The 16,037-nt window shown below is 69.6% G+C and carries 12 protein-coding genes; 1 reads left to right on the top strand and 11 read right to left on the bottom strand.

Annotation, left to right across the window (positions count from 1 at the left end):
- The 8 genes from HQ603_RS17460 to HQ603_RS17425 all read right to left on the bottom strand — a co-directional run.
- The coding region (locus tag HQ603_RS17460; protein WP_222686021.1) for a DUF222 domain-containing protein at window positions 1-1,544 on the bottom strand (1,544 nt) is incomplete at its 3' end.
- Window positions 1,545-1,605: 61 nt separating this feature from the next.
- On the bottom strand, window positions 1,606-2,238 hold the full coding sequence (locus HQ603_RS17455) for a MadR family response regulator transcription factor (RefSeq protein ID WP_068099566.1): 633 nt from the start codon (window positions 2,236-2,238) through the stop codon (window positions 1,606-1,608).
- Complete coding sequence (locus HQ603_RS17450; protein WP_222686020.1) at window positions 2,235-3,533, bottom strand: MadS family sensor histidine kinase; 1,299 nt, start codon at window positions 3,531-3,533, stop codon at window positions 2,235-2,237. Before HQ603_RS17450 ends, HQ603_RS17455 begins: the two co-directional genes overlap by 4 nt.
- A 40-nt stretch (window positions 3,534-3,573) precedes the next feature.
- Entirely contained in the window at window positions 3,574-4,797 is a 1,224-nt protein-coding gene (locus HQ603_RS17445; RefSeq protein WP_222686019.1) for an iron-containing alcohol dehydrogenase, read from the bottom strand.
- A 56-nt stretch (window positions 4,798-4,853) separates the two neighbouring features.
- A complete protein-coding gene (madC, locus tag HQ603_RS17440; protein WP_222686018.1) occupies window positions 4,854-6,365 on the bottom strand; it encodes a MadC family VWA domain-containing protein in 1,512 nt (503 codons plus the stop codon).
- Complete coding sequence (locus HQ603_RS17435) at window positions 6,362-7,411, bottom strand: MadB family AAA-type ATPase (RefSeq protein WP_222686017.1); 1,050 nt, start codon at window positions 7,409-7,411, stop codon at window positions 6,362-6,364. Before HQ603_RS17435 ends, madC begins: the two co-directional genes overlap by 4 nt.
- Before the next feature lie 14 nt (window positions 7,412-7,425).
- Window positions 7,426-8,703 carry an NDMA-dependent methanol dehydrogenase gene (mdo, locus tag HQ603_RS17430; RefSeq protein ID WP_222686016.1) on the bottom strand — a complete coding sequence of 426 codons (1,278 nt, stop codon included), beginning with the start codon at window positions 8,701-8,703 and terminating at the stop codon, window positions 7,426-7,428.
- A gap of 121 nt (window positions 8,704-8,824) precedes the next feature.
- Window positions 8,825-10,117, bottom strand: coding sequence for an MFS transporter (locus HQ603_RS17425; protein WP_308126596.1), 1,293 nt, complete (start codon window positions 10,115-10,117; stop codon window positions 8,825-8,827).
- Window positions 10,118-10,195: 78 nt separating this feature from the next.
- Between HQ603_RS17425 and HQ603_RS17420 the strand changes: the two genes are divergently transcribed.
- Window positions 10,196-11,710, top strand: coding sequence for a Mur ligase family protein (locus tag HQ603_RS17420; RefSeq protein WP_222686015.1), 1,515 nt, complete (start codon window positions 10,196-10,198; stop codon window positions 11,708-11,710).
- On the opposite strand, the gene HQ603_RS17415 is transcribed toward HQ603_RS17420, so the two are convergent.
- The 3 genes from HQ603_RS17415 to fusA form a co-directional block, all read right to left on the bottom strand.
- The gene (locus tag HQ603_RS17415; protein ID WP_222686014.1) at window positions 11,691-12,479 is read right to left on the bottom strand and encodes a glutamate racemase; all 789 of its coding nucleotides are present in this window, start codon (window positions 12,477-12,479) and stop codon (window positions 11,691-11,693) included. The two genes, HQ603_RS17420 and HQ603_RS17415, sit on opposite strands and share 20 nt — an antisense overlap.
- A gap of 133 nt (window positions 12,480-12,612) precedes the next feature.
- The gene (gene tuf, locus HQ603_RS17410) at window positions 12,613-13,803 is read right to left on the bottom strand and encodes an elongation factor Tu (RefSeq protein ID WP_068151641.1); all 1,191 of its coding nucleotides are present in this window, start codon (window positions 13,801-13,803) and stop codon (window positions 12,613-12,615) included.
- 105 nt (window positions 13,804-13,908) lie between these two features.
- Window positions 13,909-16,011, bottom strand: coding sequence for an elongation factor G (fusA, locus tag HQ603_RS17405; protein ID WP_068151643.1), 2,103 nt, complete (start codon window positions 16,009-16,011; stop codon window positions 13,909-13,911).
- Window positions 16,012-16,037 lie beyond the last annotated feature (26 nt).

Below are 16,037 nucleotides of genomic sequence, written 5' to 3'. Positions count from 1 at the left end.
GTGCGTGGGGCGGGTCGGGTGGGTTCGCGTTCGCCCGATTGCTTGTTCGTGCCGGAGGCGGGTGGGTCGCCGAAGACGATCATGTCGAGTCCGGGGTGGGTGTCGAAACCGGTGTGCGCCGGGCCGAGGACTGTGCGACCTTCGGGGATGGTGACCGTGCGGACGATCCGGCCCGGGTGGTCGGGGTCGTCGTATTGGTCGTCGACGAAGTCGCCGAACGTTTTCAGTAGGTGGTGGAACCGACATTTCGCGCCGAGTCCGGTCGCAGTGGTCTTCCCGCCGTTCTCGGGGTGGGTGTGGTCGTATTCGGTGATGTGGTCGAGGTCGCCGTCCCACGCCGGCTTGTTGCAGCCGGGCCAGGTGCAGTACTGATCTCGGGCGCGAACGTTCGCATCGAGTGCGGCCGAGGGTCGGTACGGATCCGCCGGTTGTGTCGCGGGCAACGGAGTGTCGGTGCCGTCGCCGAGCGGGCGGATCAGGGTGTCGGGGTCGGCGGCGAGGTCGCGGACGTGGGCGCCGGAGATGATGCCGAGCCCGGCGACGAACCCGACACCGTCGACCAGTTCGCGCTCGGACTCGGACTCGGGCACAGCGTCGGCGGCCGCTGCCTCGTCCACCGCCGCCGTGGTCGTGTTCGCGGGAACGGGTCCGGTGAGGGTGGTGGTGTCGGCGACCACGTGGATGACGATGCGTGCTGCGTTCGCTGCGACCTCGTCCGCATCGACCACGGTGAACGTGCACTCGGGGCGGGCGCAGTCGCAGCCGAACGGGGCGTGCTTGACGAGTGCGAACAGCGCGTCCGATGCCCGCGCGGTTTTGGTGCGACTGTCGTGCTTGCAGACCTGCGCGGCCAGTCGTTCGACGACGCGGGCGACGACGGCGGCGCGTTCGGCGGACACCGTCGCCCCCACGGTCCCCATGCCGTCGAGACCGGCCTCGGTGAAGAAGCACCGCCCCTTGAGTGCTTCCTCCCGCCGTTCGCGGACGGCGTCGGGGTCACGGCGGTAGACCATCTGATCGCACAGATCCCGCACTCGGGCTGTCGACCACGTCCCCGGCTTGCGCAGGGCGGCGGCGATGTCGGCGTCCACCAGTCCCTGATACAACCGGCCGTGGATGAGTTCGGTGCGCGAGACGATGGCGCGGATGAAATTGGCGGAGACCACCCCGTCGCGTAGGCATTCCGCCACCCGGGGGAGGCGGTCGCGGAGGGCGACGGCGTCGTCGAGGAGGCGTTCGGCGACGTACTGCGACACCGACAGAGTGGTGGCGACGCGGGCGGCGCACTGAGCGAACGCATCGACCGCCCGCTCGTCGCGGTCCTCTTCGGGGACGACGATTTCGGTGTGCAGGGCGGCGGCGTGCTGGTAGCGGCGCCATTCGAGGTAGGCCGCCCCCGCAGCAAGGTCGGCCAGGGCGTCGAGGTGCCCACCCACGGGCAGGTCGAAGGACACCGGCAGACCCATCGCGGCATGGTCACGCGCACCCCAGGCAACGCCCCCGACCTGCGCACCCCCCACCGCTCCGACCCCCCTATCGCTCATGTGTTCGATTATAGAGACCCCCACCGACATCCACCACGCCAACAGCCGGAAACCGGGACAGCTAGATCAACCCGCCCTTTCCGGCGAGATGCACGGCCTCCGCGCGTCGGGTCGCGCCCAGCTTGCGCATGATGTTGCTGACGTGGAACTTCACCGTGGTGGCGGAAATGAACAGTTCCGACCCGATGGCACTGTTGGACAGTCCGGTCGCCAGCAACCTCAACACCTCGAGTTCCCGCTCGGACAGCGAATCCTCCCGCACCCCGGTGCCGTTGAGGGATCGCACCACGGCCGAGGCGCTTCGTGCGTCGAACGCGGATTCGCCCCGCGCCACTGCGCGGATCGCCCGCACGAGCTCGGTGGTGTCGACGTCCTTGACCACGTATCCCCGCGCGCCGGCATGGACGGCGTCGACCACCAGCCGTTCGTCCAGGAACGTCGTCAACACCAGCAGACCCATCGTCGGGTGGCGTGCGGACAGCGCGCGGCAGACGGCAAGCCCCTCGTGGTCCGAGCCGGCGGAGAGCTTGAGGTCGAGCAGCGCGACTTCGGGCACCAGCCGATCCGCCAGGGCCAGTGCTTCCCGAGCCGAGGCGGCCTCCCCGACGACCTGCAGGTCGGGTTCGCGCTCGAGCACCGACCGCAGTCCCTGCCGCAGAATGGCGTGGTCGTCGACCAGCATGATGCCCGTCATCGCTGTCCTTCCGTCGGGATGGTGGCGGCGACCTCGATGCCACCGAGCCGTGAGCGCCCGACGTCGAGCCGACCGCCGAGTTCCCGTGCACGCGTTGCCATGTTGACCAGTCCGCGGTGCGCACCGCCGAGGTCGCCCGACTCGGCGAGACGCATGGCGGTGCGCACGGTCGCGGGGTCGCCGTCGCCGTCGTCGGAGACGACGAGCATCACCAAGTCCCGCCGGTAGCGCAGATCGAGGGCGGCGTGCGACGCGTCGGAATGCACCGCCGCGTTGAACAAGGCCTCGCCGGCGATCCGCAGGATCGCGTGCTCGACGTCGCCCGGCAGTTCCTCCGGTGTTCCGTCGATGTCGACGACGACTTGCAACTCGTCCGGCATGTGCACGACGCTCAGCTGATCGAGCATGTCGGGCAACGATGATCGCTCCGCGTCGCCGGCGCGGCCCAAGGAGTAGATGGCGGAGCGCAACTGCTCGACCGCGCGGCGGGTCAGATCCTTCGCCAGATCGAGGCGCTCGCGTCGCTCCGCATCCGGAATGTCGTTGCGACACACCTCGATTTGCATCCCTGCCGAAAGCACTGCCTGGGTCACGCTGTCGTGCAGCTCGCGCGCGATGCGGTGGCGCTCCTCGTCGAGCACCTGATGGCGATGCGCGGCCCCGAGGCGTCGCTGCGTGGCCTCGAGCTCGGCGTTGCGCACGGCGAGATCGGCCGCGGTACGTCGCGCATCCTGAAAGGTGGCCGAGTTCTGCAGTGCCACAGCCGTTTGCGACGCCAGGATGCTGAGCACGGCGCCGTCGGTCGCGTCCAACGTGCGCCGCGGATCCGTCCACGCGGCGAGAGCACCGACGGCGCCGTCGACGGACTCGATCGGCACGAAGGCGTAGTGCGGTTCGATCACCTGCTCCGCGGCGAAGCGGGCACTGCGAACGTCGTCGAGACACGCGAGCACGTCGTCGGGCAGCGGCGGGCCCTCCACCTCGCCCACCAGGAACGGACTCGCGTCCGGTCCGAGGACCAGTCGACGAGGCCCGGTGCCCGGCAACGACGCGTCGGTCAGTGCGACCACCACCCACCGGGCGTTCAGGTGCGCCCGGGCTGCCTCGGCGACCGCACAGATCAGCGTCTCCGGGCCCTCCACGGTGCGGGTCAGCGCACGCGAGACGAGATCGAGGGCGTGGACGACTCTTTCGAGCCGTTCCGCGGCACCCCGATACTGCGGGTAGTACGTGCTTTTCGACGATCGGAGCCCGGTGAGCAAGGACAGATCGGTGACGGGTTCGGGACCGCTCACGGCGCCGTCGCTCTCGCCGGACTCACAGCGCCTGCCGGACTCACAGCGCCTGCCGGAACAACGCCGCGACGTCGGCGTGGGTGACCGGACGCGGATTGGTCGCCATACACGCGTCACGCAACGCGAAACCGGCGAGACGATCGACGTCCTCCTCGCGGACGCCGATGGCCCCGAGAGACGCCGGTACGCCCACCTGCCGGGCCAACGTCTCGACCCGATCGGCGACCGCCAGCGCGGCTTCGCGGGCACTCCCCCGCGCCTCGTCGAGACCGAGTTGCCGCGCCACCGGAACGTAGGGCGAGCCATCGGCGTCGGCGTTGAACCGGATGACGTGCGGAAGCAGGATTCCGTTGATGACGCCGTGCGGCAGGTCCAACAGACCGCCCACCTGGTGGCTCATGGCGTGGGCCGCACCGAGAATGGCGTTGGTGAAGGCCAGGCCGCCCTCCAGGCTGGCTTGCGCCATGACGGTGCGCATGGGCAGCGACGTGGGGTCGTCGATGGTGCGCGCCAGCGTGCCGATCACCAACGTGACCGCCCGGAGTGCGTGATCGTCGGTGAGAGGGTTGTGCGCCAGCGAGACGAACGCCTCGATCCCGTGCGTGAGCGCGTCGAGACCGGTTGCGGCACTGAGCCATTCCGGCATCGTGGTGAGCAGCCGCGGGTCGATCACCGTGATATCGGGAACCAACGAGCGGCCGAGGATCGTGATCTTGGTGCCGCGGCCGGTGTCGGTGACAATGCAGAACTGGGAGACGTCCGCGCCGGTTCCGGCGGTGGTCGGCACCATGACCAGCGGCGGAATGGGAGCGGCCACCCGGTCCACGCCCTCGTAGTCGAGGATGCGCCCGTCGTTGGCCGCGAGGATCGCCACACCCTTGGCCGCATCCATCACGCTGCCGCCCCCGACCGCGACGAGGACGTCGCACCCGCGGTCGCGGTAGACGTCCGCGCCCGCCTCGATCTCGTGGTCCTTGGGATTCGGCGTCGGCTCGGACCACACCACGGGTTCGAGCCCTGCCGACCTTAGGTCACGCGCGACCTCGTCCACCCAGCCCGTCGCGACCAGCCCCGCGTCGGTGACCAGGAACGGTCGCCGGCCGCCGAGCCGCGCCACGGCGTGCGCGACCTCCCCCGTCGACCCGACTCCGAAGACGATCTCCGGCGCGTGGAACTTGACCACCCGACCCGCGCCGTCGCCCGTGACGCGGGAGAGCGAGGTCGCCGGGGTCGAACCGGTGGAGACGTCCGTCGTGCCGAGCATGTGATCCAGCTTACGTCCGGTGGGTCCGGTTTCCCCTGCCCGATCGGGCAGGTCGATCACCGCAGCGCGGATCCCAGATCGGCCGCCCGCTCCACCAGCCGGCGGGCGTCGCAGGCCACCACCACACCGTCGCAGACCTGCGCGTACTCCTCCATCGAACACGTCGCCTGAGACCAGTACCGCTCGGCCTCCGGCGTGATCCACGCCAGCCGGTGCGTGCGCCGGGCGATGGTCTCGAGGTCGCGGACGCCGGACGGTAGACCGTTGCACCGACCGTCCCCGACGATCACCACCGAGGTCCGGGACGTCACCGCGGACCCGTGGTGTGCGAGCACGTCGGCGAAGACGCGTCCGTAGTCGCTCGACGCCTCGAGGTCGAGTTCGGGCGCGGCGAGCACCGCGGCCAGGGCGTCGTCGCCGGTGCTGCTCGCGAGGACGTCGGTGACATCGACGGGCCGATCGACGAACGCGAGCACCGTGCACCGGGACACGCGGTGGCGCAGCGACTGCGCGAGCCGCAACGCGAACGCCGTGATCGGCCGAACCGACAGCGACACGTCCGCCAGCACGAGCAGCCTGACCTGCTCCGGGACCGGGGTCCGCGAGATCAGACGGAACGGCACCCCGTCGGTCCGCATGCCCGCCCGCACCGTCCGCCGCAGATCGAGTCGGCCCGCGCCGTGCTCGCGGGGACGCGGCCGAGGCGTACCCCGCATTCGCCGCACCACCTCGCGGGACGCCGCGACGACGTCCGCGCGGTCGGTGGGAACACACGGCTCACCGGTCGCCGCGAGAGCGTCGACATCCTGCTGCGCGACGGCGTCGACGAACGCCTCCACCGCCGCCGCCAACCGATCGAGTTGCGCACGCGTGAGTTCCTCGCCGAATCCGGCGTCGCCGTAGACCGACGCCGGGTCGTACGCGTTCAGCCACCCCAGGATTCCCGCCGGGTCGTCCCACCGCAGCACGCCCTGCGCGACCACGGCGTCGGACGACGCGAGGTCGCCGACGGTCGCACTGTCGCCCCGATCGACCTCCACCGTGTACGTCACGCCCCGCCGGCCGGATTCGGCGTCGGTGTCCACCGAGACCTCCGAGTCGGCGCCCGTGAGCGAGAGGTCGTCGTCGTCCTTGTGCGGGTTGAAACCCTTCTCTTTCTCCGGGGTGTCGAAGAACTCCCCGACGTCGGCGGCCCGGTCGTTGTAGTCGGCGTAGCGGCCGACGTCGGCGTGGTCCCCCGCCACGTCCAGCGACGTCGGCAACCCGTCCGCGGTGATGACGCCGGACGGCCGCCGCGGATCGTCGTCGGCGAGGGCGACGGCAGGGGCGAACATCGCATCGAAGGCGCGGTCGAACGCGTCGCGCTCATGAGAGTACTTCGCGCACGTCGCCCGCAGCGCCCACCGCAGCGCGCCGAGATCACCGGCGCCGAACAGTCCCAGCACCCGCCGGACCTCGATCACCTCGGCGGGGGAGGCCGCGACCCCGTACCTCCGCAGAACGCGCCCGAAGCCGGCGGCGATCACGTCGAGGACGGCGGTGGGCGCGTGGGCCGCGGGGTCGGTCACGACCGACCGCCTCGTCCGCGGAACGCGGCCGTCGTGGTGTTCGGCGGCGCACTCGCGATGCTCGGCGTCGGGCGCTCGGTCGCCGTGCGTGAGGTCGGCCCCGTCTCCGAGGGCGGACGCGCCCGAGCCCGCACCAATTCGGTGTCCGAGGCGTACTTGAGCAACACCGAGTACAGGATCTCGCGCGTCGCGGCGGAGGCGGTGTCGCCGAGGAGCATCGCCGCGCGGGCGGCATCGATCACCTCGGACACCGACGGCGCCTTCCGCAGCGGCAGGTCGCGCAGGGACCGCGCGAGGTCCACCACGTCGGCGATCACGCCCTCCTCCACGTCGGGCGCGCGGGACGCCACGATCTCGCGTTCGATCTCCGCGGTCGGGAAATCGACGGTCAGATGCAGACAGCGCCGTTTCAGCGCACCCGACAGTTCCCGAGTGTCGTTGGAGGTCAACACGACCCACGGGGCGGTGCGTGCGGTGAAGGTACCCACCTCCGGCACCGTCACCTGCTTCTCGGCCAACACCTCGAGCAGCAGCGCCTCCATCGCTTCCTCGGTGCGGTCCACCTCGTCGACCAACAACACCACCGGTTCCTCGGACAGGATCGCGTCGAGCAGGGGGCGCGGGGCGAGGAACGCCTCCGAGTACAGCCCGAAGTCCGTGTCCGCCAGCAGGGCCGACGCTGCGGCCAGGTCCGGCGCCGACGCGAGCTCGGCACTCGTCCGGTCCCGCAGCATCTGCACGTGCAACAACTGCCGCGCGTAGTCCCACTCGTAGAGCGCCCGGTTGTCGTCGAGACCCTCGTAGCACTGCAACCGCACCAGTCGTCGCCCACCCGCCGCCGCGAGCGCCTTCGCCAGTTCCGTCTTGCCGACGCCGGCCGGGCCCTCGAGCAGCAGCGGGCGATCGAGCGCGATCGCGAGGCGGACCACCGTGGCGAGCTCGTCGTTCGCAACGTAGCCCGTCGCCGCCAGTGCGTCCCGCACGCTCGCCGTCGTCGTGAGGTCCGCGCTCTCCCGCTGCCGCGCGAAGGATCCGACCGTCGTCATCTCGTCGCCCCCGATCAGCGCCGGTAGGCGGAGTTGATGGCGTGATCGACGACCGGAATCATCGAATCCACCGTCACCTCACGGGGATTGCCCGGGGTGCACCAATCGTCCTGGATGTGCTCGGAGATCGCCAGCACCGTCTTCTCGTCGCCGGTGATCACCTCGCCGCGGCCCGTGTACTTGCCGGTGTTCATCCGGTTCTTGTCGTAGAGCTGGGTGGTGACCTGCGAGAAGTTGTCGGGGATGCCGACGTCCTGCGACAGGCGGATCGCCGCCTCCACGGCCGCGTCCGCGGCCTGCACCGTGGTCATGTTCCGCGTGTCGACGCCCATCGCGCCGGCCAGCTGGGCGTACCGCTCGTAGCGGGCCGGCAGGTTGTACTCCCACACCCGCGGCAGGGCGATGGCGTTGTTGAGCCCGTGGTGGCTGTCGAAGAACGCGCTCACCGCGTGCGAGATCGAGTGCACGATGCCGAGACCGCCGGAGTTGAAGGCCTGGCCGGCGATGTACTGCGCGTTCATCATTCCCTCGCGAGCCTTCAGGTTGCGCGGCTCGTACACGGCTTCGCGGAGGTTCTTGGCCACCAGTTCCACCGAGTACAGCGCGTTGCCCAGCGACGGCGCGAAGTCGAGGCGCGAGACGAACGGCTCGCTGCCGTGAGCGAGGACGTCGAACCCGCAGTACGCCGTGAAATGCTGGGGGCAGGTGTAGTACAGCAGCGGATCGTCGATGGCGACGGTGACGATCGACGCCTCGTCGAAGGCCACCCACTTGTGCGGCTTGTCCATGTCCGAGGTGTCGGTGATGACGTAGGCCCACGACGTCTCCGAACCCGTTCCCGCCGTGGTGGACACGGCGATGTGGGGCGGGTTCTGCTTGTTGGTGGACTTGGCGAAGCCCTCGAACTCGTTGATGTTGCGGCCGTCGTGGGCGATGACCACGCGGGCACCCTTCGCGGCGTCGTGGCTCGAGCCTCCACCGACGGAGATGATGCTGTCGCACTTCTCCTTCTGATACAGCGCGGCGGCGTCCATGACGTTGTAGTCCTTGGGGTTCGACTCCACCTTGTCGAAGAGCACCACCTCGACACCCTGGTACTCGATCTTGCCGATGAGCTCCTCGATGATGCCGGAGCCTCGGAGTCCGGTGGTCACCAGCAGGGTGCGCTTGAACCCCAGGTTCTTCGCCTCCACCCCGATTATGTCGTGGGCGCCCACACCCATCAGGGCACGCGGGAACGGGTGGAACTCCTTGATGGGGAAGTCCCAGATCTGGTTCAGCTCGATGGCCATCGGAGGTCTCCTCGGGGGTCGGCAGTCGATGTGACTGCCATCACCCTGCGTGCTCCTCGAGACCGCGAGAAGCCTTACGCGGCAGAACCGTCCGGTGGCCGACCCGCTCCTACCCGATCGGTCAGGCCGCCCGCCCCTCCGACCCGAGCGGCCGAACGTCCCGGCTCGCTCGTCGGGCGGAGACCCGCGTCGCCACCACCGAACCGAGGGCGCACGCGATGACGTACCCGCCGTACACCGTCGCGGTCACCGACAACCCGACCACCCCGACGACGATTCCGGCGACCACCGCCGGCAGACCGAAGGCGAGGTAGCTGAGAACGTACGTCGTCGAGAAGACGCCGGCGCGGTCGTCGGGGGGCGCGATCGCGCCGATCACGCGCATCGCGCCGAGGAACGCTGCGCCCCACCCGAGCCCGGAGATCGCGGTCCCCGCGAAGTAGACGGCGGCCGTTCCCGTCGCGAGGCCGACCAGATCGAGCCCGACCCCGACGACGAGGACCAGCGCGCCGATCGCCATCACGCGACGCCCGGCGGCCGCGTCCGTGACCACCCGCGACGCCACCGCGGCGCCCGTCGCGCCGGCGGTGAAGAGGGTGAAGATGTCCAGCCCGGCCGCGGCGGCCCCGGTGAGGCCGAACTCGGACCGCATGATGGACGGGCCCAGCGACAGGTGGAACCCGCCGAGGGACCACGTGGCCACCAGCGACGGCAGGACCGCCCAGAACGCCGGCCGAATCGATGCGGGCAGCGACACCGTCGGGGTCACCGCGCGGCGCAGGTGCCGACGGTCGGTGAACCCCGCGGCGATCGCGGACTCCGGGACGACCGCCATCGCCGCCGCCAGGATCAGCAGCGCCCCGATCAGCAGAAGGTAGACCAGCGTGGTCGGCCACGGCGCGAACTGCACCAGCAGTCCGGCGCCCATCCCGCCCCCGGCGAGACCGATCGCGGGCGCGAGACTGTTGACCAGTGGACCACCGCGCGGCGTCGGCGACAGATCGGTGATCGCGGCCGTCAGCGCCCCCGTGGCGGCACCCGCGGCGACGCCCTGCAGCACCCGCGCGGCGATCAGCCACCCGACCCCGTCCGCCGCCGCGAACACGATCAGCGACACCACCAACAGGCCGAGCGCGGCGAACACCACCGGCTTGCGGCCGATGTGGTCGGACAGTCCGCCGACCACCAGGAGCGCCACGAGCAGCGCCAGCGCGTACACGGCGAACACCACCGTCAGGACCGACGCGCCGAATCCCCAGTCCTCCCGGTACAGGGGGTAGAGCGGGGACGGCGCACTGCTCGACGCCATGACGGTGAAGTACACGACGGCGACGATCCGGAACGCCGTGCGCCGGGAGATGCGGGCGGGCGCGGGAGCGAGGTCGGTGGTCGTCACGTCGGGTGTCAGCGTCACCGGCCGCGACATCATTCCCTACCCGAACGAGATGTCCGGTTCTCGGTTGGACCGGACCGGTCGCGGGTAGGACGAACGATGCGTTCCGGACATCTCCCCCGCACCTCCGGGACCGTCACCGTCGCGGACGTGGCGGCCTTCCTGGGGCGCGACGCGCCCGCCGGGAACGACGTCGCGATCCGGGACGTCTGCGACGACTCGCGCGCGCTGCGCCCCGGTGACCTCTACCTCGCCCTGCCGGGACGACGTCATCACGGACTCGAGTTCGAGCGCGACGCGATCGAGCGCGGGGCCGTCGCCGTCGTCAGCGACCGCGTGGCCGACCACCTGCCGACCGTCGTCGTGCCGCATCCGCGCACCGTCGCCGGCCCGCTGGCGTCGTGGTTCCACGGCCATCCGTCGTCCGCGCTCGAGGTCTACGGCGTCACCGGGACCAACGGCAAGACCAGCACCACCCACTTCCTGCACGCGGGCCTGCAGGGGGCGGGACGCAGCCCCGGTCTGGTGTCCGGCGTGGCGATCTCGTCGTTCGACGGCGCCGCCGAGCGCCCGATCCGCACCACCCCCGAGGCCACCGTGCTGCAGCGCACGCTCGCCACCTTCGTGCACAACGGATGCGACAGCGCGGCGGTCGAGGTGTCCTCCCACGCCGTCGTCGAGCATCGTTCCGACGGCCTCGACTTCGCCGTCCTCGCGTTCACCAATCTGGGCCGCGACCACCTCGACTACCACGGGTCGATGGAGAACTACTACGCGGCCAAGGCCTCGCTGTTCGACCCGGAACGCGCGCGCGCGGCGGTGGTCGGCGTCGACGACGAGTGGGGACGCCGACTGGCCGCGGAATGCGCACTCGACGTGACCACGGTGTCCACGTCGGACGCCGCCGCCGACGTCCTCGCCACCGACATCGACTGCACCGCCCACCGCACGTCGTTCCGCGCCCGCACACCGGTCGGGTCGGTCGAGCTCACGCTGCCGGTCCTCGGTCCCCACCAGGTGTCCAACGCGCTGGTCGCACTCGCCGCGCTGGTGGCCGGCGGACACGACCTCGACGCCGCCGCCCACGGCATCTCCTCCGTGCACGGCATTCCCGGCCGCCTCGAACCCGTCGTCGCCGGCCAGCCGTTCACCGCGCTGGTCGACTACATGCACAACCCGTCGGGCCAGCGCAGCACCATCCCGTATCTCCGGTCGATCACGCGCGGGCGCCTGGTGCTGGTGATCGGGGCGACCGGCGGACGCGACCCGGGCAAGCGGGCCGAGCTCGGCGCCGTCGCCGGCCGCTGGGCCGACACGGTGATCGTGACCGACGAGAGTCCGGTCGACGACGTGCCCGACGTCCTGCGTGGCGACGTCCTCGCGGGCGCCCGGACGACGCCCGCGCAGGTGATCGAGATCCCCGACCGTCGTGCGGCGATCGACCGCGCCGTCCGCGGACTCGGTGCCGACGACACCGTCGTCGTGGCGGGACGGGGCAGCGACCGATGGCAGCACGTCGGGTCGCGCAGAGTGTATTTCGACGACGCCGCCGAGCTGTACGACGCGATCGTGCACGACGGCGGAGCGCCCGAGGTCAGGAGCGGACGGCCCTGACGGCGGTCGGCTCGATCGACGCGGCGAGCAGCCGACCCGCCTCGAACGACTGCGCTTGCGGCGGAAGGGATCCGGGGCGACCGGACAGGAACACCGACAGCGCGCCCGCACCCGGCGCGGCACCCACGGCCTCGACCTGCCGCAACGTCTGCGCCGCCACGGCATCGGCGCTGTCGTACATTCGCACCGTCGGAGCGAGCGACGCCAGGATCTCGTCGGCGACCAACGGATAGTGCGTGCAGCCCAGGACGATCGCCTCGGTGTCGGCGGGGGTGCGCTCCGCGGCCGACGCGATGGCGGCCGAGACGGCGTCGGTGTCGCCTCGGTCGATCGCGTCGGCGAGACCGTGGCAGGCGACCGCCGTGACGTCGGCGTCCGCGGCGAACTGCTGGATCAGCGCGGCCTGATACGACGACGCGGTGGTGGCGGCCGTGGCCCACACCGCGATGGTGCGGCAGTCCCGCGCGGCCGGCTTGATGGCCGGCACCGTCCCGACTACGGGGACGGAGGGGCCGAGGGCCGCGCGCGTCTCGGCGAGGGCGACGACGCTCGCGGTGTTGCACGGCAGCACCACGACGGCGGCGCCCCCGTCGACGGCACGGCGGGCGGTGTCGACGACGCGGCGAACGGTCCACTCGACGGGCTTGGGACCCCACGGTGCGCCCTCGGGGTCGAGGTGGAGCTGCAGGTCGAGCCCCGGACGCGCGCGACGGAGCCGGGCCGCGGTCGGCAGGGAGCCGAGCCCGGAGTCGATCAGCGCAACGGTCACGGTGATCGAGTCTACCGGCGGGCGGGACGGCACCCCGCACCCCGTGGAGCACCGGAAACGCCGAACGGCGCCCACCCCGAAGGGTGAGCGCCGCAGGCGGAAGTGGGACCCGGAGGTCCTACTCGCGGGGGTCTTACTTGACGATCTTCGTGACGCGACCGGCGCCGACGGTACGACCACCCTCACGGATGGCGAACCGCAGGCCCTCGTCCATGGCGACCGGCTGGATCAGCACGACGGACATCTCGGTGTTGTCACCGGGCATGACCATCTCGGTGCCCTCGGGGAGGGTCACGACGCCCGTCACGTCCGTGGTACGGAAGTAGAACTGCGGGCGGTAGTTGTTGAAGAACGGGGTGTGGCGACCGCCCTCGTCCTTCGACAGGATGTACGCCTGGCCCTCGAACTCCGTGTGGGGAGTGGTGGTGCCGGGCTTGACGACGACCTGTCCACGCTCGACGTCCTCGCGCTTGATGCCGCGGACGAGGAGGCCGACGTTGTCGCCCGCCTGGCCCGAGTCGAGCAGCTTGCGGAACATCTCGATGCCGGTGACCGTGGTCTTGGTGGACTTCTCGCGGATGCCGACGATCTCGACGTCCTCGTTCACGTTGATCTGTCCACGCTCGACACGGCCGGTGACGACGGTGCCGCGGCCGGTGATGGTGAAGACGTCCTCGACGGGCATGAGGAACGGCTTGTCGGTCTCGCGGACCGGGTCCGGGATGGAGTCGTCGACGGCCTGCATGAGCTCGGCGACCGACTCGGCCCACTTCTCGTCACCCTCGAGGGCCTTGAGAGCGGAGACCTTGACGACGGGGGCGTCCTCGTCGAACTCCTGCGCAGCGAGGAGCTCGCGGACCTCCATCTCGACGAGCTCGATGATCTCGTCGTCGTCCACCATGTCGGCCTTGTTCAGGGCGACGAGGATGTAGGGCACGCCGACCTGGCGGGCGAGCAGCACGTGCTCACGCGTCTGGGGCATCGGGCCGTCGGTGGCGGCCACGACCAGGATCGCACCGTCCATCTGAGCCGCGCCGGTGATCATGTTCTTGATGTAGTCGGCGTGACCCGGAGCATCGACGTGCGCGTAGTGGCGCTTCTCCGTCTGGTACTCGACGTGGGAGATGTTGATCGTGATACCACGAGCCTTCTCCTCGGGAGCCTTGTCGATCTGATCGAAGGCAAAGCTCTCGTTGAGGTCGGGGTACTTGTCGTGCAGAACCTTGGTGATCGCTGCGGTCAGCGTCGTCTTGCCGTGGTCAACGTGACCGATGGTCCCGATGTTGACGTGCGGCTTCGTCCGCTCGAACTTCGCCTTCGCCACTGTGTGTCCTCCTGGACTGTCGATGTCTGCGGTGTGCAGTCTTTTACGGTAGGTGGTGCCGGGACCGGCCGAGTCGGCCGGTCCCTTCGGTCCTGCGTTCGGAGACTATTCTCCGGTGGCCTTCGCGATGATCTCCTTCGAGACGTTCGAGGGAACCTCTGCGTAGGAGTCGAAGACCATGGAGTAGTTCGCGCGGCCCTGGGTGCGAGACCGCAGGTCACCGATGTAACCGAACATCTCCGACAGCGGAACCAGCGCCTTGACGACACGGGCACCACTGCGTTCCTCCATGGCCTGGATCTGGCCACGGCGGGAGTTCACGTCGCCGATCACGTCGCCCATGTACTCCTCGGGCGTGATGACCTCGACTGCCATGAGCGGCTCGAGGATGACGGGGCCGGCCTTGCGGGCGGCCTCCTTCAGTGCCTGCGAACCGGCGATCTTGAACGCCATCTCCGAGGAGTCGACGTCGTGGTACGCGCCGTCGATGAGCGTCATCTTCAGGTTCACCAGCGGGTAGCCGGCGAGCACGCCGTACTGCATGGCGTCCTGCGCACCGGCGTCGACGGACGGGATGTACTCGCGCGGAACGCGGCCACCGGTGACCTTGTTCTCGAACTCGTACGTCGCACCGTCCTCGCCGACGAACGGCTCGAGACCGATGATGACCTTCGCGAACTGGCCCGAGCCACCCGTCTGCTTCTTGTGGGTGAACTCGTGCTTCTCGACGGTCTTGGTGATGGTCTCGCGGTACGCGACCTGCGGCTTGCCGACGTTCGCCTCGACCTTGAACTCGCGACGCATGCGGTCGACGAGGATGTCGAGGTGGAGCTCGCCCATGCCGCCGATGACGGTCTGGCCGGTCTCCTCGTCCAGCTTCACCGAGAAGGTGGGATCCTCTTCGGCGAGCTTCTGGATCGCGGTGCCCAGCTTCTCCTGGTCGGACTTGGTCTTCGGCTCGATCGAGACCTGGATGACCGGGTCCGGGAACGTCATCGACTCGAGGATGACCTGGTTCTGCGGATCGCAGAGCGTGTCACCGGTGGTCGTGTCCTTCAGACCGATCACGGCGTAGATGTGGCCGGCGCTCGCGGTGGCGACCGGGTTCTCCTTGTTGGAGTGCATCTGGAAAAGCTTGCCCAGACGCTCCTTCTTGCCCTTGGTCGAGTTGATGACCTGCGAGCCGGAGTCGACCTTGCCCGAGTACACGCGGACGTAGGTCAGCTTGCCGAAGAACGGGTGCGTCGCGATCTTGAACGCCAGTGCGGCGAACGGCTCGTCCGAGGACGGGCGACGGGTGAGGATCTCCTCCTCGTTGTTCGGCGCGTGGCCCTGCACCGACTCCACGTCCAGCGGGGACGGCAGGTAGTCGATGACGGCGTCGAGCATGGGCTGCACGCCCTTGTTCTTGAACGCCGAGCCGCAGAGGATCGGGTACATCTCGGAGTTCACAGTGAGCTTGCGAATCGCTCCCTTGATCTCCTCGATGGTGAGCTCCTCGCCGCCGAAGAACTTCTCGAGCAGCGCCTCGTCCGACTCGGCGACGGTCTCGAGCAGCTCCTGGCGGTACTGCTCGGCCTTCTCCTGCAGATCGGCCGGGATCTCGCGGACGTCGTACTTCTCGCCCAGCTTGGTCTCGCCGGACCAGACCTTCGCGTTCATCTCGACCAGGTCGACGATGCCCTCGAAGCCGTCCTCGGCACCGATGGGGAGCTGGATGACCAGCGGCTTCGCGCCGAGGCGATCCTTGATGGTCTGCACCGTGAAGTAGAAGTCGGCGCCGAGCTTGTCCATCTTGTTCACGAAGCAGATACGCGGCACGTCGTACTTGTCGGCCTGACGCCACACCTGCTCGGACTGGGGCTCGACGCCCTCCTTGCCGTCGAACACGGCGACGGCACCGTCGAGGACGCGGAGCGACCGCTCCACCTCGACCGTGAAGTCCACGTGTCCGGGGGTGTCGATGATGTTGATCTGGTTGTCGTTCCAGAAGCACGTCGTGGCAGCAGACGTGATGGTGATGCCACGTTCCTGTTCCTGCTCCATCCAGTCCATCGTGGCTGCGCCGTCGTGGACCTCACCGATCTTGTACGAGATACCGGTGTAGAAGAGGATGCGCTCGGTAGTGGTGGTCTTACCGGCATCGATGTGGGCCATGATGCCGATGTTGCGGACCTTGTTCAGGTCGGTCAGCACGTCCTGTGCCACGAATTCATCCCGCCTTGGTGTTGGAA

This window comes from Rhodococcoides corynebacterioides, assembly GCF_019834675.1.
GTDB lineage: Bacteria > Actinomycetota > Actinomycetes > Mycobacteriales > Mycobacteriaceae > Rhodococcoides > Rhodococcoides corynebacterioides_A.
Note: the sequence above shows the minus strand (reverse complement) of the source record. Positions and strands in the feature narration are given on the sequence as shown.

Bases quoted from the DNA above. Each gene is read 5' to 3' on its own strand.
- HQ603_RS17455 (WP_068099566.1), bottom strand. From the start codon at position 2,238: ATGACGGGCATCATGCTGGTCGACGACCACGCCATTCTGCGGCAGGGA.
- HQ603_RS17445 (WP_222686019.1), bottom strand. From the start codon at position 4,797: ATGCTCGGCACGACGGACGTCTCCACCGGTTCGACCCCGGCGACCTCG.
- HQ603_RS17435 (WP_222686017.1), bottom strand. From the start codon at position 7,411: ATGACGACGGTCGGATCCTTCGCGCGGCAGCGGGAGAGCGCGGACCTC.
- mdo (WP_222686016.1), bottom strand. From the start codon at position 8,703: ATGGCCATCGAGCTGAACCAGATCTGGGACTTCCCCATCAAGGAGTTC.
- HQ603_RS17420 (WP_222686015.1), top strand. From the start codon at position 10,196: ATGCGTTCCGGACATCTCCCCCGCACCTCCGGGACCGTCACCGTCGCG.